Annotated in this window: 17 protein-coding genes; 10 read left to right on the top strand and 7 right to left on the bottom strand. The window is 57.7% G+C overall.

The genetic code is table 11. The features are described from left to right. Positions 1-30 precede the first annotated feature (30 nt). The 3 genes from AC5S26_RS01060 (at position 31) to AC5S26_RS01050 (ending at position 2,064) form a co-directional block, all read left to right on the top strand. Positions 31-693 (top strand): peptidoglycan L,D-endopeptidase MepK, encoded by a 663-nt coding sequence (locus AC5S26_RS01060; RefSeq protein WP_494182991.1) that lies wholly within the window; start codon positions 31-33, stop codon positions 691-693. A 99-nt stretch (positions 694-792) separates the two neighbouring features. Further along, on the top strand, positions 793-1,164 hold the full coding sequence (locus AC5S26_RS01055) for a RidA family protein (protein WP_494182990.1): 372 nt from the start codon (positions 793-795) through the stop codon (positions 1,162-1,164). Positions 1,165-1,287: 123 nt separating this feature from the next. Then, positions 1,288-2,064 (top strand): DoxX-related protein, encoded by a 777-nt coding sequence (locus AC5S26_RS01050; RefSeq protein ID WP_494182989.1) that lies wholly within the window; start codon positions 1,288-1,290, stop codon positions 2,062-2,064. Positions 2,065-2,321: 257 nt separating this feature from the next. Here the strand turns inward: AC5S26_RS01050 and AC5S26_RS01045 are convergent, their stop codons facing one another. The 3 genes from AC5S26_RS01045 to AC5S26_RS01035 all read right to left on the bottom strand — a co-directional run bounded on the left by AC5S26_RS01045 (position 2,322) and on the right by AC5S26_RS01035 (position 6,572). Continuing rightward, entirely contained in the window at positions 2,322-4,415 is a 2,094-nt protein-coding gene (locus tag AC5S26_RS01045) for a radical SAM protein (RefSeq protein ID WP_494182988.1), read from the bottom strand. 300 nt (positions 4,416-4,715) lie between these two features. Continuing rightward, positions 4,716-5,645, bottom strand: a complete 930-nt coding sequence (locus tag AC5S26_RS01040) for a hypothetical protein (RefSeq protein WP_494182987.1) — start codon at positions 5,643-5,645, stop codon at positions 4,716-4,718. 87 nt (positions 5,646-5,732) lie between these two features. Beyond that, entirely contained in the window at positions 5,733-6,572 is an 840-nt protein-coding gene (locus AC5S26_RS01035; protein ID WP_494182986.1) for a hypothetical protein, read from the bottom strand. Positions 6,573-6,825: 253 nt separating this feature from the next. Between AC5S26_RS01035 and AC5S26_RS01030 the strand changes: the two genes are divergently transcribed. Beyond that, the gene (locus AC5S26_RS01030; RefSeq protein WP_494182985.1) at positions 6,826-7,068 is read left to right on the top strand and encodes a hypothetical protein; all 243 of its coding nucleotides are present in this window, start codon (positions 6,826-6,828) and stop codon (positions 7,066-7,068) included. Next, positions 7,065-7,853 carry a septal ring lytic transglycosylase RlpA family protein gene (locus tag AC5S26_RS01025; protein ID WP_494182984.1) on the top strand — a complete coding sequence of 263 codons (789 nt, stop codon included), beginning with the start codon at positions 7,065-7,067 and terminating at the stop codon, positions 7,851-7,853. Before AC5S26_RS01030 ends, AC5S26_RS01025 begins: the two co-directional genes overlap by 4 nt. A 4-nt stretch (positions 7,854-7,857) precedes the next feature. Here the strand turns inward: AC5S26_RS01025 and AC5S26_RS01020 are convergent, their stop codons facing one another. Genes AC5S26_RS01020 through AC5S26_RS01010 form a run of 3 tightly spaced genes read right to left on the bottom strand, consistent with a single transcriptional unit; the run spans position 7,858 to position 11,800 of the window. Further along, a complete protein-coding gene (locus tag AC5S26_RS01020; RefSeq protein WP_494182983.1) occupies positions 7,858-8,358 on the bottom strand; it encodes a hypothetical protein in 501 nt (166 codons plus the stop codon). Between the two features lie 26 nt (positions 8,359-8,384). Then, positions 8,385-10,058: a metallopeptidase TldD-related protein gene (locus AC5S26_RS01015; RefSeq protein ID WP_494182982.1), complete on the bottom strand. Its 1,674-nt coding sequence runs from the start codon at positions 10,056-10,058 to the stop codon at positions 8,385-8,387. Next, the gene (locus AC5S26_RS01010; RefSeq protein ID WP_494182981.1) at positions 10,055-11,800 is read right to left on the bottom strand and encodes a TldD/PmbA family protein; all 1,746 of its coding nucleotides are present in this window, start codon (positions 11,798-11,800) and stop codon (positions 10,055-10,057) included. The genes AC5S26_RS01015 and AC5S26_RS01010 overlap by 4 nt, the downstream gene beginning before the upstream one ends. Before the next feature lie 258 nt (positions 11,801-12,058). On the opposite strand from AC5S26_RS01010, the gene AC5S26_RS01005 reads away from it, so the two are divergent. The 3 genes from AC5S26_RS01005 to AC5S26_RS00995 all read left to right on the top strand — a co-directional run bounded on the left by AC5S26_RS01005 (position 12,059) and on the right by AC5S26_RS00995 (position 14,735). Beyond that, a complete protein-coding gene (locus tag AC5S26_RS01005; protein WP_494182980.1) occupies positions 12,059-12,934 on the top strand; it encodes an FkbM family methyltransferase in 876 nt (291 codons plus the stop codon). A gap of 79 nt (positions 12,935-13,013) precedes the next feature. Continuing rightward, entirely contained in the window at positions 13,014-14,345 is a 1,332-nt protein-coding gene (locus tag AC5S26_RS01000) for a M48 family metalloprotease (RefSeq protein ID WP_494182979.1), read from the top strand. Between the two features lie 42 nt (positions 14,346-14,387). Next, on the top strand, positions 14,388-14,735 hold the full coding sequence (locus tag AC5S26_RS00995; protein ID WP_494182978.1) for a histidine triad nucleotide-binding protein: 348 nt from the start codon (positions 14,388-14,390) through the stop codon (positions 14,733-14,735). Between the two features lie 132 nt (positions 14,736-14,867). Here the strand turns inward: AC5S26_RS00995 and AC5S26_RS00990 are convergent, their stop codons facing one another. Beyond that, positions 14,868-15,899 carry a response regulator gene (locus tag AC5S26_RS00990; RefSeq protein ID WP_494182977.1) on the bottom strand — a complete coding sequence of 344 codons (1,032 nt, stop codon included), beginning with the start codon at positions 15,897-15,899 and terminating at the stop codon, positions 14,868-14,870. Positions 15,900-16,915: 1,016 nt separating this feature from the next. On the opposite strand from AC5S26_RS00990, the gene AC5S26_RS00985 reads away from it, so the two are divergent. Next, positions 16,916-17,599: an OmpH/Skp family outer membrane protein gene (locus AC5S26_RS00985; protein ID WP_494182976.1), complete on the top strand. Its 684-nt coding sequence runs from the start codon at positions 16,916-16,918 to the stop codon at positions 17,597-17,599. 99 nt (positions 17,600-17,698) lie between these two features. Continuing rightward, entirely contained in the window at positions 17,699-18,424 is a 726-nt protein-coding gene (locus AC5S26_RS00980; protein ID WP_494182975.1) for an OmpH/Skp family outer membrane protein, read from the top strand. The last annotated feature ends 220 nt before the right edge of the window (positions 18,425-18,644 follow it).

Here is an 18,644-nt window from a genome sequence, read left to right as displayed (position 1 = left end):
CTATTTCGGCAAATTATCCCGGGAGTGCGAATGCGGACAGCGACCAGGCTGGCGTCTACTGTGGCTTTAGCGGCAACCGTTTTTATTGGGTTGAGCGGTCTGGCCAGGGCTATAGACGCTGCGACGAATACGGAGATGGCGGAACAATACCACCTTCGCCTGCATCACCTGCATACCGGAGAAGACATCGATGTGGTGTACCGTATCGGCGATACCTATTTGCCGGATGCCATTGCGAAGCTCAACTACTTCCTTCGCGACCACCGCACGCAGGCAGAGAGCCACTACGACCCTGCCGAGTTCGACCTGCTCCACACGTTGATGGCGAAGCTGGGGAGGCCGGATGGAGAGATCGATATCGTCTGCGGCTATCGCACTCCGTGGAGCAACCGTCTGCTGCGATCGCGCTCGGCGAACTCCGGCGTAGCGGAACATAGCCAACACATGCAGGCCAAGGCGATTGATATTCGGGTCCCGGGCGTTAAGACGACGACTTTGCGTGATACAGCGCTAAGCCTGCATGCAGGCGGTGTAGGGTACTATCCGGTAAACCAGTTTGTGCACGTGGATGTTGGTCCGGTGCGTGAGTGGTCGTATGGCCATGCTGCACGTCGACGTGTGAAGATGCGTTCTGTCGCCAGGACGACAAGACGTCCGTTGCACCACACAGCGGCGGCGGTCTCAGGCGAGTAAAGTTTTCCCCTATTCATGCAAGACTCAAAGGTCGCGGTTATCGCGACCCTTTCTCTTTAGGTTCGCCGAGCCGGCTGCGGTAAACTTACGATCACAGCTATGAGCCGAGAATACTTTTCCAGCAATCCCGCAATGCCTTTTTCCGATGCCGTCCTGGTGGATGGTAAGACGCTCTATCTCTCAGGCCGCATAGGGCTGATCGCGGGAACGACGAAGGTTCCCGAGACGGCGGAGGATGAGGCACACCTGGTGATGCAGGAGATCCGGCGTGTGTTGGAGATGGCGGGAATGACGATGGAGAACCTGGTGTCGCTGCAGATCTTCTGCAGCGATGTGTCGTTGTTCGACCGGTTCAATGCGGTCTATCGCACCTACTTCACGGGCAAGCTTCCGGCGCGGGCGTTTCTGGGCTCAGGGCCGCTGCTGTTTGGGGCTCGTTTTGAGCTAATGGGGATTGCGGTCAGAGACTAACCATGTCGACGGAGCTTGTGTGTTCCCGGGAGCAGGGCGAAGGCTTGAGAAGGCGCGCAAGCTGGCTAGAGATTTGGGATGAAAAGTTGTGGCGGGAAGCGGAATTTCCGCTAGACTCGCCGCATGCAAAAATGGCTTGTTCCAGCGGGACGTGTCCTGTATGCAATCGGTTTGGGTTCGATTGGCCTGATGCACTTTTTCTACCGGAACTTTCCCTGGGTCGTGATCCCGAATTTTCCAGCCTGGCTGCCGTTCCGGTTGCTATGGGCGCTCGTCTCGGGAACTGCTTTTACGATCGCGGGAATCTGTATTCTCTTCAATCTTAAGGGAAGAAAGGTAGCCGAATGGGCTGGGGCAGGAATGCTGGCGCTGGTGCTGATTGCACATATTCCTAACCAGCTTGTAGGACAGTACGCCATGGTGCTGGGTGCGTGGACGAACGCTCTGAAAGAGATGGCGCTGGCAGGCGGTGCCTGGATCGCTGCGCTCTCGATTGCTGGAGACAGTAAGTTACCAACTTGGCTGGAACGGGTTCTGGCTGCGGGGCGGTACATGTTCGGAGCGATGCTGGCTATCTTCGGGTTCGACCACTTTCTTTACCCGCAGTTTGTGGCATCACTGGTTCCGGCATGGATCGGCCATCAGATGTTCTGGACATACTTTGCCGGAGTGGCATTGATGGCGGGTGGTGTGGGGATGATGGTGAAGCGTGTGGCGCGCATGGCTTCGCTGCTGACGGGAGTAATGATCTTCCTTTGGGTGCTGATGCTGCATATTCCGCGGGCGATCGCCGATCCATACACGAATGTGGGGAATGAATGGGCGAGCGTGTTTGAGGCATTGGCGTTCAGCGGAATGGCGTTTATGCTGACGACTATCTCAAATGATGGGAAGTCATAACAATTTAGCGCCCTTTTGGATATTGTGCCTCATGCATAGTTTAATGTTCGCTTATATGGTGCTCGGAAAGACAGAACAATTGAGTGAGCCTGCGCTGCGTTGAAGTTCCGCGTTGTAAAGATAGATTCTCTCGAGAACACATATCCCGATAAGAAATAACCTCGTTCGTCCGCATGGATATCAATAATAAAGGCCGCCATTGCTGGCGGCCTTTGTAGTGTTGGGCTTTTGCGCCGAAGGCGCGTCTGCCTGGACGGCTAGTCCCCGGCCACGGTCTCTTCTGACTCGACCTTTGCAGGAGCGGCTTTGATCTCGCCGAGGGAGATGAAGCCTGGCTGCTCGGCTTCCTTGAGGATCTCCTTGCGGTAGAGCTTGGCCATCTTGGCGTTCTCTGCGTCCTGCTTGATCTTCGCGTCGCGTGCCCGGATCTTCTCCTCGCGGGCGTTCTTGGCGATGCCGCTCTTGTCGAAGGTGTCGTTGGCAGCGGAGTTGACGTGAGCCTCGTTGAGGACCAGGTCATACTTCTCCTGCTTCTCGATACCGACCTTCTTGCCGCCTGCGAAGATCTCGTGACGGCCGTGCTCCTCGTACCACTTGGTGAGGGTGGCGGTCATATGCATCTTCTCGATGATGTTCCTCCAGCCCACGCCGGTGTTGTATGCGCAGAAGCTGATCTCGCCTTCCTGCGTGGCGTAGGGGATGATGCACTGCTCGGTGCGGCGGAAGTCGTAGTTGAACAGGTCCTGGAACCACATGCCGGCGATGAAGAGGAAGTTCCAACGGTCAGCGCGGCGCTTCTCGATATCGGCCATGGTGCGGTCGCCAGTCACCTTGCCGTAGTTGCGGCCGGTGGCGCCGAAGCACTTGTCGAACTTCTGCAGCAGGTCGACGATCTTGAAGTGCGTAGGAGCGTTCGAGGGGTTGTAGTTGCGAAGAAGTGCAAGCGACACACCGACGATGGAGAGGAACTTGCCGCGGGCGGCGTCGTTGATGCGGGCGACGTCCTTGGCCAGCTGCACAGCGTCGAGGAACGCGGTGACGGGAACGGCTTCCTTGGTCTCCTTGTCGATCATCAGAGCCATGCCGATACCGCAGTTCGGGTGGCAGCCGCAGGAGAGCTGGCCCCAGTCGTGATCCGGTCCGTGAACCAGGTCGGCCCAGTCGGAGAAGGTGGACATGAAGGAGATCGGGAACCAGTCGCGGGTGCTCTCGCCAAGACCGGTCTGGTTGCGGACGTCGTGGGCGAGGTGCGACAGGGTATAACGCTGCGCCATGCGGCGCTCGTCCGAAACCTCTTCGTCACGGCCCGTGAAGCTGACTGGCTGGAACGAAAGGAAGTTGATCTTCTTCGGGTTGTCGAGAGCGAACTCGATGATGCGGCCAACCTGCTCGTTGTTGATGCCGTTGATGATGCAGGTTACGGGAACGATGTCCACGCCGGCTGCGTGCAGGTTATGGATGGCCTGGAGCTTCACGTCGAACGAGTTGCCGACCTTGCGGTGCGAGTTGGCAGCGTTGCCGATGCCGTCGAACTGGAGGTAAGCGTAGCGAAGGCCGGCTTCAGCTGCAGCCTTGGCGAACTCCTTGGACTTCGCGAACTCGATACCGTTGGTCGCGGCCTGCACAGAGTTGTAACCAACCTTGCGGGCATAGGCGACGGCGTCGAGGAAGTAGGGGCTCAACGTGGGCTCACCACCCGAGAACTGGACCGACATCTGACGACGCGGCTTGATGGTGATCGCGTTGTCGAGCATGGTCTTGATCTCGTCCCAAGTGAGCTCGTGCACGAAGCCAACCTGGTTGGCGTCCATAAAGCAGGGGTCGCACATCATGTTGCAGCGGTTGGTCAGGTCGATGGTCAGAACCGAGCCGCGGCCGTGCGTGACGGTCGAGGTGCCGTGGTTGTGGAGCTTTTCGTCATTGTGGGCGCGGATGTCGCGGCCGGGGAAGACGTCCTCGAGGTGCTTCATCATCGGCGGGTCGATGGACATGACGTCCTCGAAGTGGCCGTGGATGGGGCAGTCCTTAACCATAAGGATCTGGCCGTCGCGCTCGATGATCTGGGCCTTGATCTCGCCGACCTTCTCGTTCAGAAGGATCTCGTGAGGCAGCTTGCCGTCAACGATCTGCTGGCGGATCTCAGGGACGCACCTGGGGCAGAGGGAGTCGGTGGTGCGGGGCCAGCCTAGCGGGGGCTTTTCTTTCTGGTAGGACTTCAGGAGGGGCTTGTCGCTCCATTTGGGGGTGAAGCTTGCGTTGGGCGAGATCGAGTTCAGTTTGTCGAACACGGCCCAAGCTGCCTTTGCTCCATACGTGAGGGCCTTCTCGGCCAACTTCGCGGACTTTGCCATATGCGTTTCTTTTCTCCTGATAATTCCTAAAAATCTGGTGACGCCTGAACAGCTACTCATGAAGCTTATCCGGCTAAGGTGCTTGTCGGAAGTGAGCACCCTGATTCAACCTCTCTTGATCCTCCACCTATAAGTGGAAGAAGAACAAGGGACTTGAACCTCGTTAAGACTACTCAGGCGAGGGGGTGGATCGAAGCCTATGGAATCGAACGGCGAGATTCTGCATTGAATGGTGTGGAAAACGGGATGAGCGGAAAGACGGGAAAGGGTGCAAAATTTGGTTCCGCCCGGACTCCGCCGTCACATCGAGCCACTTCCTGTAAGGGCAATATTGTTAAAAATCTGCTGGACGAAGATGATGCGGACGTGAACACGCTTCGCGACGTCGGGTAGAAATTCATTCACCAGGTTGTTGACGGGATCGAGAGCCAGGCCGGTCAAGACACGTTTTGCGGTGGAGGGGCCATCGGTCTCGAGGCCGGGAACGTAGAGGTTGCTGAGCTCGCCTATGATCGGGTATGCGGCAAGGACGCCATAGTTCGGGATGGTCTTGCCTTCGTCGCTCCGGGAGATATAGCTGCGGCTAATGGAGTAGAGGATGCGCTTTTTAAATGGCTTGTTCGGCATCCGGTAGTAGCGCGGGTCCTGATGCATGAGAGCCGGGACGGCGAAGGTACCAAAGAACTCGGCGGTGGCGTTCTGCAGCACGCTGATTCCGGCGAGTTCTCCAAAGCCCTTTAGCCCCGGTCCGTAAGCCGTGTGCGGATCGAGGGCGATACTGATGGCGGAGATTCCGACGATCGTGCCGAGGCTGGCGGGGTCCGTGGTGAAGTGAGCTGCGAGGTAGCCCTTCTGTTTCCAATTGAGGGGAACCGGTATGTTTGTGCCCAGAAAGCGCTGGTAGGGATAGACCAGTTCGCTGCAGCGGGGGCGGGGCTGATCGACCTTGTTGGGGTCTAAATAGATCGGCCCGATGGAGCGAAGGAAGGTGCAAGGTTCCTGCGCCTTTCCCTGGGCGCGCAGAGATCGCTCTCCCGCAGAGACGACATCCTCCTGCTGGGCCTGAACCGCACTGGGGGCGTCGGGAAGATCGTCGGAAGTGGTCGTCGCGAGCAATGAGTTTTGATCGACATCAGACAAAGACGGCCCTTTTGAGGACGAGGAAGGCTCCAGGAGACCAGGCGACTCGACAGGGGAGGGAGCGGTCGTTTGAGCTACGACCGTCCCCACAGAAAGTAAAACTCCTAAAATTACACCCCTGTACATTTTCACCAGACTCATCCCTGCCTGAGCGGTCAAACCCCGGATGCGGGAGGATTATTCTTGCTTGCTAAGGTGGAGCTTTTGGATGACGTCACCACCGAACTCGCTAACGAGATAACCAAGGGCCGAACCACCGAGCGATGTAGCCCAGGTTCGAGCGAACTGGGCGCCGTTCACGTTGCGATCAGGATAATAGACCTGCGTTAGCGCGGCAGCACCGCCCGTTCCCAGAATGAAAGCATAGTTGGGAATAGTCCTTCCGCTATCGGTTTTTCCGATGACAGGGCGGGTTCCCGCGTAGATAGCGCGATTGATTAGCCCGTAGCTGTGGCCGCGCTGGTAGTACCGTGGATCCTGGTGGAACGCGGTGGCCAGGATGGAGTCGCTGAAGATCTCCTTGCTGCCATTCAGGGCGGCAGCAGCTCCAAGACGCTGGGCAAAGGCCTCGCCATTGACTCCATAGTTGGGACTGCCGTTGATAAGGTGCGACCAGCCGGCAGAGAGTGGCCAACCAAGCATGGCATAAGGGGTAACAGTTTCGCGCAGACCCAGAAGTACCTTGTCGCGAGCCTTCTGAGGAAGCGCCTGTTGGCCTGCAGTGATGAATTTGACGCGTGGAAGGGGTGTCCGCTGATTTCCGGCGCTTGCCTGTCCGCCAAATCCGGGCAGCCCCGGAATCTCCGAAGTCTCCGGATTGTCTGCCGAACTGCTGAAACCGCTCGCGGCAAAGAGCAGGGCTCCTGGTGAGTCGGGAAGGGAAGTGTCTGCTTCCGTTATTGACGGCTCTGCAGAACGAGCTAGTGCGGAGTGCGCCGCGAGCATGGGCGAGAGAAAGACAAGCAGCAGGGGAAGAAGATGGGATGAAACCAATGGGCGGGAAGCAGATGGTATCAAAAAGTAACCTCGTAAAAAGACTTCCGGTCTCGCATCTCGGAAAAAGCAGCGAACACCTGGCCAGACGCTCTCTTGAATGGCGTCCCTTCTTGAAAAGACGCATGTCTGCAGTGGCACGTTGTATAAGCCGCTGCCGTTTATGCGCGGTCCTTGGACGACGTTACCACCTCGACACCGCATAGGGAATAGAGAGTCGAAGCGATTGACCCACGGATTTCCTCATTTTGATAATGAATAGTGGAGAAGTGTGCTTATGGCGAATGAGAATCCGAAGCGTCCATGGGAGGAGCGTCTGCACGAAGCTGGCGCTCGTATGGAAGAGGATATGCGTGACTTTGTTCGCTATTTCAACGACGAGGTCGTTCCCGATCTGCGGAAGAATGGGTCGGACGCCCTGCGAGCCGCCGCTCGCGAGTTGAACCGGATGGCGCAGCGGATGGATGAACGCGCCGGGCGCACGCCGCCCTCGGGCACTGGGGGCGCGCCTAAACCGTGACTCGCGCCCGTCTCGCGTTCGCCGTACTGATGCCGGCGCTGACGCTGGCAGTGACGGGCTGCCATAAAAAGCCTGTGCGAGCGCACCAGCAGCCGCCACCCCCTTCCACAGGCTCCAGTACAGGAACATATGCCGGGAGGGATACTCGATCCCCAAAGCAGGGAAATCCCTCTGCGGGAACCGTGCAGCCGTTACCTCCAGTTCCTCCGGATGTTCATGGCAAGCCGGCTTTAGTTGAAACCGGAGTGGCAAGCTGGTACGGACCACCTTATGCCGGTCGCAAGGGAGCGGACGGCAAGGTCTACGATCAGAACGCGATGACCGCAGCGCATCGGACACTTCCCATGGGTTCAATCGTGCGCGTCACCAATCTCACAACGAACCAGGCAGCAGTCGTAAAGATTACAGATCGCGGTCCTTTCGTACGCGGTCGCATCATCGATCTTTCCCTGGCAGCGGCCAAGGCGACGGGACTCTATCGTATGGGAGTAGCGAAGGTGCGTGTCGAGGCCTGGACGCCGGGACCAAGCAGGGATCCGAACGCGATTCCCGGAGGTCGTTGGTGTGTTCAGGTTGGAGCGTTCGAGCGCGAGAAGGATGCGGTAAAACTGAAGAACGACCTGATGCGGCGGTATACGACCGCAAAGGTGATCGAATTTCCCGGGCCGACCGGCCATTGGGTCCGGATCAATCCCGCCCGCCCGGACAAGGCTCACGCTGACGAAGTCGCCGAGAGCATTCATGCATCCGGCGGAGCTGAGCCTTACCTGATTCGGACCGACTGAGCCGTTAACGAAGAACGCGCTTTCCGGTGCGTCGCTCGAGCTCCTTGCGGAACTGCTCCGAGCCGCTGTGGTTCCAGGTATGGGTAATGGCGACGCGGTTATCGCCCAGTACACGCGTCATGCGTCCCGCGCCGATAATCTGGGCGTTCATCACTTCGTCGTAGCGCATGGACTTTTCTCCACGCAGCCAAAAGCGCTGCACCAGGCCGGTCGGCGTAAACACGATAGTTCCCGGCAGCTGGTAGACCACAAGCACGATTAGCGCGAGAAACATCAAAGGCAGCCAGAACGGAATGTGCAGGTGATTCTTCCACAGCGGCCATACCAGCAGCGCAAAGTAGATCGGGAGCACGAGGCCCCTGCTCCACAAGACTAGTGGCTTTAAGGGGAAGGCCAGACCTTCTGCGGTCTCCTTTGGCGAGCCCTTGGACAGACGGCCTGCATAGATGAGGGCGAACAGCGCGGCCAGCGTCAGAAGCTGCAGGGTTTTTGGATCAAACGACATCGGTTCACTTCCTTGTAGATTCAAGGTTACTTCGTCGTCGGCGGAGGGGGATAGTAAGGAAGCTTCTGCTGCTCTTCGGCAGCGCGTTTCACCACAATGTCGCCGAACAGCAGGCTGGGCACGATGGTTGTCTGGGGCAACGTACCCAACGAGTCGTTGACGAAAGGATCGTCGCCTACGGCTCGAATCTCTGAACGAAGGCTGCGGTTATCCAGCTCGTCGAAGGTCGCGCCGCGAACCAATTGACGGCTGCCGTCGGGGTGAACGAGATACAGCAGGCGCGGAGCTTCGCCACCCATGGTTTCGACGGCATAGACGTCCTTCTTCTGCTCCCTGGCCATGGTGAGCAGCTGCTTGTTCAAATCGGCTGCAGGGACGGGATGGCTCGACTTGAAGATCATTACGCCGCTGCGCGAATGCGCCGGAGCTCCCGGAGCTGCGCGGCCGTGACCGTTGGACGAAGGGAAGTCCTTGATGGGTTCGCGGCTGATGAGGTAGTTGTCGAGCTTGCCGTTGGTGACGATATCGACCGCCTGAGCCGGAACACCTTCATCGTCGACCTGGTAGGCGCCCAGCACGGAACGGCCCTGGAACTTGGACTCGAGCGGGTTGTCGGTGACGCTCATGAACTCCGGCAGAACTCGCGCTTTGTAGCTGGACGCGTACACGCCACGAGTCCGTGCGCTGGTGCCGAGTTCGGGACGATCTGCTTCAACATTGCCGACGAAGAGCTGGTTCATTACGTCGGAGGCTGCGTCGCCAGAAAAGAGAACCGGGCCGTGGTAGTCCTCGGAGTCAACGATAGGAGCTTTGCTGAGGGCTTCAAGGCTCTTGAGGTCATCGATGACCCGTGTTCGGAAGGAAGGCCAGCTCTCAAGCTCATTGGCCGTGACGGCGACGGACCCATTGTCGCGCGCCAGACGCATGCCATCCGGCGCCTGACCGCCTACGCTGATGGCATTGTTATATCCGCTGAGGCCGTAACGCAGGACCGTACCCTCGGTATTGACGAGATAGCGGTTGAGCGTCATCGCACGGATATTCGCAGTTGAATATTGCACCTGGTCGGCAAAGGAACGGACTTCAGGCGCAGTTGCGTAAAGGCCGCTGGCGTCGACGATGCGCTTTTCCCATAGCTTGCGATCGATCTCGAGCTTGCGAAGAGGTTCGATGTGGACGACGGGTTTTTCCGGGGCGAGATCCTTTTCTGTACGCGTTGACTGGAACTGCTGCAGAGCCGCAAGCTTAGCGGAGTAGGCGCGAAGAGCGTTCTTGTAGGCCTCGTCGGTTGCGGTCCAGAGCGCGTAACGCAGCGCGTCAGGGTCGTTATCTTCTGGAGCGAGCTGTACGGACCCGTCTCCGCGGCCAGTGCTCGAGTCGAGCCCGTAATCGCCCACACGCACGGTGACACGCACAACGCGCTGGCCGCCCTCTTCTTCACGGGTCAACGCTCCGTAATTCGCGACTGCTTCGAAGCTTGAGAAATCGTCGAGCCGATACTCGATGAAGTAGGGACGTTGCATGCCAGGAAGCACAAGCTGTGCTTTTTCGCGATCGAGCTCGGCTTGCATCGCCTTGAGCATGGGGTCATCCGTCTGAGACGGCGTCTGGGCTGCGCAGAAACTGGACGTGAATGTCATGGCCAGAAACGCGACTGAGTAGAGAGACGTAATCGTCATTCTTCTAAATGAAGTCTTCATCGTTTACCCTCCTTTCCGGTGTCCGTGATTGGGGGAGGGGGAAGGATCGGTGGGCGTGCCGTGCCCTGGGCCTGCCTTTGGGTTTCAATCTCGCTGACCAGCATGGCTGGAGCCACGGCACTGACTGGAATGCTGCCTGACTCGGCGCCGCAGATTCCGTTGAAGATATCCTGCTTGTTCCCGGTGGCGACAATGCGATTGAGCGCGGCCTGGGGGGTTCCCACGATCGAAACGCCGCGGACAAGTTCATCAGGGCGGCCATCGACGAAGACGCGATAGACTACCAGAGGAATCACCTGAAAGGCCTGCGGAGAACGGCGCGTGGTGACGGCGAAGCCCGAGGAGATGTCTTCGAAGTAGAGGCCATAAGGCTTGCCCTGGCGTTTCGCTTCGTCGATCAACATCTGGCGAAGCTCCTTGTCGCTGACCGTCTTGGTGGAGCTGACGATGAGGTTGCCCTGCCGTCCCGTGGGCATGCGTCCCACTTCGGCGCGACCATGGCCGTTGGAGTTGGCGAAACTCGCGATGGGAAGCCGAGACATCAGAAAGGTCTCGAGCACGCCATCCTTGATCAGGTCGACGCGGCGTGCGGGCTGGCCTTCGTCGTCATAGTTATAGTGACCACTCAGAGAGGTTCCATCAAAGTTCTTGAGTGTAGGGTCGTCGGTAACGCTGATAAAGCTCGGCAGGATTTGCTTCCCCAACAGTTTGGTGAAGGTCTGTCCTTCATTGTCGCCGCGCTGGCGCTGCCCTTCCAGCCTGTGGCCCAATACTTCGTGAAAGAAGACTGCGGAGGCGCGGCCGCTAAGAATTGCCGGACCGTTGTAGGGCTCGGTAACAGGTGCTGTGCGTAGCGCGACGAGATTCTTTGCCATGGCCGTCGTCTTCTCGACGAGGGTCTTCTGGTCAGGAAGGTGGGCGAGCGAATCGGCCTCGAAGGTCTCGGCGCGAAACAGGTCCATGCCGTCGGCAGCGCGAGTGCGCGCAACGATGACGAGCCGGGCAACCTGATTAGGGGTTGCAACCCTGGTGCCTTCCGAGGAGACGAAGTACGAGGTTTCGCTGGTCGCCTGCACCGCGACGTTATCGAAGAAGATCTCCGGGTAGTCGCGGAACACTCCGGAGAGGTTGCGGAGGCGTTTCTCCCACGCTGAGTTGTCAATCGAGAGGGGAGCGGAGGCTGGAAGCACTGCGGTTGCCGGCTTTTCGGTGGAGAAGTCGGCGGAATTGTCTTCTTCCTTCGCGCGTACCTGCTGTTCGGTCTGCACTTTCAGGTAGCTATCGAGTGCTCTGGCATAGCCGCGATTGGTCGCGAACCAGAGGCTGCGTTCGATGGCGTTGCGATCGTCGGTAAGGGGCAAGGGAATCATGGTGAGTGCGCTGGCGCGATGATCCCCATGGGTGCTGTCCTGCTCGGGAGTTCCGATGCGAAGTTGAACGTCGGCGGTGCGGCGGCGACTTTCCCGCGAGAGCGCGATAGCCCCGAACTGTGCCGCCATGTTGAAGCTCTCGGAGTCGCTGACGGCATAGCTGGCGAAGTAGGGTTTAGGCTGCTTCGCTGCATCTGCGCCCGAGCCGCCAAGAGAGCTCATGGCGCGATGAAGCTCTGAGGTCATGGAATCCAGCAGAAGAGTGTTCGCCTGCTTCGACGCAGCAGCATCGGCTGCATGGAGCGAAGGCGCGAAGAGAACCAGAGAGAGAGCGGCCAGGCCGCTGGGAAACGCTGCTTGCAATTTCATCATCGGGACGGACTCGTTTTTGATCATCGGGAAAACCGACTGAAGCCGAGTGTATCGGAAGTTCATAGGCTAGCGTTTGGCTGCCGAGGGGGGACAGGGTTTCGGAAAGTGGATTCCCCGATTCTCAATGCCGGGGCGATCCCGGCAATATTCAATACGATCCACCCGAGCAGGTGGTCGCGTTTCGACGAAGTCTGCACCCGGAGCCTGACGTATCCCCCGCGAGATGCAACGAGGACATGGAATAAACCAGGACGTGCTATGCTGACAGCCAGATTTCGGAGTTGCAAAAAGATCGTTGGGGGCAGCGTTATGGCCAGCGTTATGCGGCGATTTGTATCCGAGTACGCAGCACTTGGGCGTGTTCTTGAACCCTCGGATATGTTTGCGCTGGGAATTGCAACAGTCGCGAATGCACCGACAATTCTGCGAACCAAAAAGCTTACAGATCTGGATGCTGCGATGCGGCGTAATATGACCGTCAAATTTGACGGTTCCTGTATCGCCCTTCCTATCAAAGATATCGACAAGCTACTGGAAGGGAGGGGAGATAATCCAACCTTCGGGAACGTGCGCGAGATCTATGCCCGAAACTGTTATTTGGACCGCCTTAAGATAGAGCGCCCTGTTCGTGCAGTGCTGGATGGCGGGGCGAATCGCGGGATGTTCTCCATTCTGGCGCTCACCCATCTGGGGGCTGAGATCGCGGTTGGAGTCGAGCCGATTCCGAACTATCTGCCGGTATTCAATCTTCTTCTGAATGCGAATGGGGTTGCACAGGAACGTGCGCCGCGATATCAACGCTTTCTTGTAAATCCGTCGACCGAGAGAACAGATCCGGATAAAAACATCTCGATCCAGACGATTCTGCGGGAGCAAAAGGTCGATCGCTTTCAGCTGGTTAAGATCGACATTGAGGGATTTGAGAAGGCGCTCTTCAGTGAGCCGGATTGGCTGGCCCGCGTCGATACGATCTGCATGGAGCTCCATCCACACTTCGTTGGCGACCTCTCCGTCGTGCCGGAGACGCTAAAGCAGTATGGTTTTGAATATCGGCTGATGAATCAGGAAGGTGAGCCAACCGATATCCGCGACGCGATGTTTCTCCAGGCCTCCTGCACGGGTGCGCTCGCCTAACGATCGGATATTGCTGTATCTGATTGCAGGAATAGCCGCGACCATGCAAACTGGCTCAGTTCAGGAGCAGTGACGCTGTATGCACCTTCGGGTACCCTTCTTGTCGTTGATTTTGTTTTGCGTTGCTGTTCTGGCGATTACTCCTGTTTTTGCGCAATCGCGCGACCAGCCCGAATCCCAGCAGACTCAGGCCCAGGGGTCTTCTAGCGCACAACGCCCGGCTTATTCGTTGCCCCCGGAGAAACTGGAGCGTGCGATCGCCTACTCGCGCATCCGCGTGATCCTGGGCTTCATGGAAAGCGGCTGGGGCATTCTGCAGCTTCTCCTCCTGCTGGCGCTGGGCGTTGTCGCAAAAATGCGGAATGTTGCTGTGAATCTGAGCAGGAACCGCTGGTTTCAAGGCTTCGCCTTTACCTTCCTTCTACTGGCTGTGACGACGTTGCTCGATCTCCCGCTTGATCTCTACGGACAGCATGCCGCGCGGCTGTACGGTCAGTCGGTGCAGGGCTGGGGAAGCTGGGCCTGGGATGCGGCGAAAGGCTTCCTGCTGACCTTCGTCTTTGGGGGCCTGTTGGTGATGCTGCTCTTCTGGGTGATCCGCAAGTCACCAGGCCGCTGGTGGTTCTGGTTTTGGATTCCGGCGATGATTGCCGTACTGATTGCGGTTTTCGTCGCGCCCGTGCTCATCGATCCCCTATTCAACAAATTCGAGCCGCTGGGGAAAACCAATCCCTCTCTGGTCGACAGATTGGAACAGGTTGTCGCGCGTGGGGGAATCGTGATTCCCCCGAACCGTATGTTTCTGATGAAGGCGAGCGAGAAGGTCGCGACATTGAACGCCTACGTCACCGGATATGGAGCTTCGAAGCGGGTTGTGGTCTGGGACAACTCGATTACAAGGGCCACTCCCGATGAGATCAGCTTCATCTTTGGCCACGAGATGGGGCATTATGTCCTGAACCACATTCCGGCAACGCTACTCTTTCTAGGGGTGCTTCTGCTGATCGAGTTTTATGTCGGTTACCGCGGTGTGCGCTGGATGATTGCCCGCTATGGGATGAGATGGAAGATACCTTCGCAGAACGACTGGGGTGCGCTTGTCGTGTTGTTGCTGGTGCTCTCCGTGCTGTCGTTTCTCAGCGAGCCTGTCGTGAACGGCTACAGCCGAATGCACGAACATGATGCCGATGTTTATGGGCAGGAAGCCATTCACGGGATCGTCGCAAATCCGCAGGAAGTTGCACAGCAGTCATTTCAACTGCTTGGGGAGATGTCGCTTACAGACCCTAATCCCAACCCTTTTGCGGAGTTCTGGACGTTTAGTCACCCCTCGGTGGCTAGTCGTGCCGCCTTCGCCGCGAAGTACAACCCCTGGATTGCAGGCCAGCATCCGAAATATTTCGATAAGTAAAATAAAGGCTGTTGATGTCATCCAAATAGAAACCAGAGATGAATGATGAATACAGACTGCTTATTCTGCAAGATTCTCGCCGGGGTAATTCCTGCGAACCGCGTCTATGAGGACGAGTTCTGCATCGCGTTTCCCGACATCAATCCCCAGGCTCCGACTCATCTGCTAGTTATTCCCAAAGAACACATCTCATCGCAGTCAAAGGTGGTGGCTGAACACAAGCCGCTCCTCGGACATCTGATGATGGCTGCTGCCGATCTGGCGCGAACCAGTAAGCTCGATAAAGGGTACCGCGTGGTGATCAATACCGGCGATGAGGGAGGGCAGACCGTGCATCATCTTCATCTGCATCTACTGGGCGGACGCCATATGGGCTGGCCTCCGGGCTAAACAACCGCACCTGTTTCGGAGATACCGCAAACCAGTATCCGCAAAAATGAAAGACGCCCAGGAGTGGCAGAAGAAGGCTTCTTCTCGGTCGCTCCTGAGCGTCTTGTATGAGGATGGATAGCGCGTTCGCGCTTACTGGTTATAGTTGTTTTCGTCCTCTTCGATCGTGCCATAGCGGCGCAGCAGATTCGGAAGATTCTGTGAGAAGGCTGCGCGCGGCATCACAGTGTCGCAACCGGCTTCTGTCGCCTTGGCCTTTAGATCGCCCTGTAGATGCGAGAGGAAACCGATGATCGAAGTTCCTCGCTTGAGCTTCGCCTTCAGCTTGGGAATGAGGGTCAGGGGTTTTGCGTTTGTATTATTCAGGTCGAAGACGATCAGGCCGGGACGATCCTCTTCGCTGCTGGTCGTAAGCTGCGCGAAGACTTCTTTGTCATTCTTGACGAAGGCGACCTTCACGCCAAGTTTGCGTGAGGTCTCCTGGATCTTGGCGAGGAAGAACAGGTCCTCGATGAAGAAGAAGATCTTCGTCGGTGCGTCTTCGGGGATGGGGATAGCTCTTCCCTGGGAATAGTCGATCGGTTGGGAGTCGCCGACATAGGAGCGACCATTGCCGTTCGAACGCCGGAAGTTTCCCGTCTCGATGGTCGAAGGCGGCGCATCGGCGAAGTTCCCATTCACCTCACGGTAGCTGTGATCCATGGGGCCTACAAAGCTGCGCGGGCCGCGCTGCTGTTTTCCACCCTTCCGCTTGAAATTATTGCCAGGCTGATGGGTATCTCGATAGGCACCGCCGTTGCTGTTGAAGTCGGCGCCATTGCCCGCATTCTGTGAGGGTCGCTGCCGATCGCGATCGCGAAACTTCTTCTTCCAGCGCTTGGCGCCGCCAGGGCTCTGCTGCTGGCCTCCATTCTGGAATGGCTGGCTCGAAGGTTGCTGGGGCTGCGCCGAAGCCTGCACTGCCGGAATCTGGCCACCCTGTTCCCCTGGAGCCTGCACGGCGTCCATCTTGGTCTTGCGCTTGCGTCGTCTGCGCCGGCTGCTCTTGGACTGCCCCATGCCGTGGGCAATCTGCCCGGTATACTGCGGATCCCCATCCTGAACGGATGGCGCCGTGGAACCCTGGTGCGACTGCACCTCGGGTACATTCTGCTCTGAAGTCATGCTTCCACTTCCTGTTGCGCCTTTTAGGTGCAATTAGCGATTCACTCCCACGACCACGGAGCTTTCCAGCTTCGTCCATAGAACGAAGTAAGAACCAAACCCGTATTGAAGCGTCGGAGGAAACGGTCTCAATTTGTAACTCAAAAACGGACGTCTATAAATGCCGCTACTTGCCGCCGGCCAGCAAACTCGCCAACTCAGACGGAACGGAACGCCCGATTCGGCCGTTCCTTTCACCCTTTCATCCTTGAAGCATTGCCCGGCAGTGCCGATGCATTGGTCGAATGCCTCCAAATTACTTCAGAACTGCTTCGTCGGTACACAGGTTCGGAACCCACGGCCAGTTCACTGAGGCAGACACAGAGTACGCGCAAAACCTCATGCTTTGCAAGCACCCTCTGCGGATACACGGTTATTTTATACCGGAAGGCGCTTCAGCGTCCATTTCCCGAGGTGGGGAGGGAAAGCGAAGAAGCCGCCTCCAGGAAGCGGCTTCTTTTCAGATGGCCAGTCACTGGCCTCCAGGAAAGGGACTCCTTTATAGAGAGTCCAGCCGTTTGGTCGCCGGCCCTATCAGCTTGGGATAGGGCATCTGTCTCGAACCATGGCTGTGTATGCGGCCTCAGCTCCTGAAAGGAACAGGATGCGAACACGGAATTGTTCATTGCAATTGCGATTCCAAAAGAAAAATCCATATTTCATTGTGGTTTTCCTTTACTTCACGGGAAATGGCGTCCCAAAAACAGTGAATTTCTCCGCCGCGCTCCAAATTTCTGGATTCCAAGATTTATCTGGTGTTTCGTTTGACCGGCCAGAAGGGCGGTCCTATAATCGACCTGTTCTGGCAGCCCTCTCGCTCCCGCCGGCACTGTACGCCGGATGGTCGAGGTACCAGGTGGTGCCGCGCATAGCGCGCATCATCGAGCGGATGCAGTGCCATTGGTCCGGAAGGTCGCGATTCTGCCCCTACGGCCGGATGATTTCTTGAGGGTCCCCGAAGGAGTATCAAACACCGCATGAATCGTAACGTTGCTTTTGCCTCCGCCCTTGCTGCGGTCTTTACGGCTGCCTCCAGCCCGGCGCAGGTTCCCGGTACCCCAGCTCCTGCGGCCTCCGCGCCTGCAGCAGCTGCAGCTCCGGCTCCGCCCCAGGCTATTCCGGCAAAGATCGCAATTATCGAGTATGAGCAGGTCGCCGCCGCGACAAATGAAGGCCAGCGCAGCCTGCAGGAACTCCAGGCGAAGTATCAGCCGAGGAAGACTCAGCTCGATGCCCTCGCCGCTGAGATCGACACTCTGCAGAAGCAGCTTCAGGCTGCTCCCGCCACCATGTCTGAGGACGAGCGCGCGACCCGTGCGCGTGCCATTGACGTGAAGCAGAAGCAGTATCAACGCGATGGCGAAGATGCCACCAACGCCTACAACGCGGACGTGCAGGAGGCGATCGGTAAGGTCGCGCAGAAGCTCGGTCCTGTCGTGATGAAGTATGTGCAACAGAATGGCTATACCATGCTGTTGGATAACAACGGACAGCAGCAGGGGGGCTTGACCCTGATGTGGGCACCCGGTACCGATATCTCCAAGGAAGTTGTAGATGCGTACAACGCGACATCCGGAGTAGCTGCGCCCGCTCCCTCCGCGCCATCCGCGACCCGCCCTCAACCGGCGGCTCCCGCAACCAGGCCGCGGACGTCCAAGTAGCCATACCCTCATTCTTTGCAGGATCCCGCGAAGTCAGTCTCCTCGCAAACAAACAGTCGGACCATTTTTGAACGAAATCGAAGGAGCATTAAACACCGCATGAATCGCAACCTCGTTCTCGTCTCCGCCCTCAGTGCGGGACTTTTGACCTCCGCTGCAATGGCGCAGACGGCTGCACCTACCGCACCGGCCCCCAGCTCTCCCAATGCGGCTGCTCCTTCTGTATCGCGCACGCCCCCAGCTCCTCCGCAGGCTATTCCTGCAAAGATTGCGCTGATCGCATTCGAGCAGGCAGTATTCGCCACCAACGAGGGCCAGAAGGCTGTCCAGGACGTGCAGAAGAAGTATGAGCCCAAGAAGGCCCAAATCGACACGTTGGGCAAGGAAGTCGATTCGCTCAAGAAGCAGCTCCAGTCTGCTCCAGCTACCCTCAGCGATCAGGAACGCGCGACCCGCCTGAAGAACATCGACACGAAGGAAAAAGAGCTCAACCGCGACGCCGAAGACGCCAATAATGCCTACCAGGCCGATCTGCAGGAAGCGTATGGCAAAGTGGCTCGCAAGGTCTCCGCGACCGTACAGAACTACGTCGCCCAGAATGGCTACACCTTGCTGTTGGATGTGAGCAATCAACAGAACAGCAATGTAATGTGGGCCAGCCAGAATCCGAACATCGACGTCACGATGGCGGTCGTTGAAGCTTACAACACAGCTTCGGGTGTAGCGGCCCCGCCCCCATCAGCGCCTTCCGCCGGGGCTCCCGGTGCGCCCGCAACCCGTCCCCGTACGGCACCTACGACTCCGCGTCCCTCAACGACCAGGTAAAATAACCTAGATTCCGCGTTACCCGGGAGACCCGATTCGGGTCTCCCGTAACTTTTAAAAGCGTCCTTCCTCAAATTGATGTGTTTCTGTGGAAAAGCTGTGCATTCTCTAAAGGCGAGATAGTCGTGAGATACCAGTTTCCAAGAACATAGGCAGGGGCCACTTTAGGGGAATAAAATTCCGCAACTTCTGTGTCTAGGATCACTTACACCGGAACCTG

This window comes from Edaphobacter sp. FHG110511_03 (genome assembly GCF_059115365.1).
This window is presented reverse-complemented; position numbering and strand designations above follow the sequence as displayed.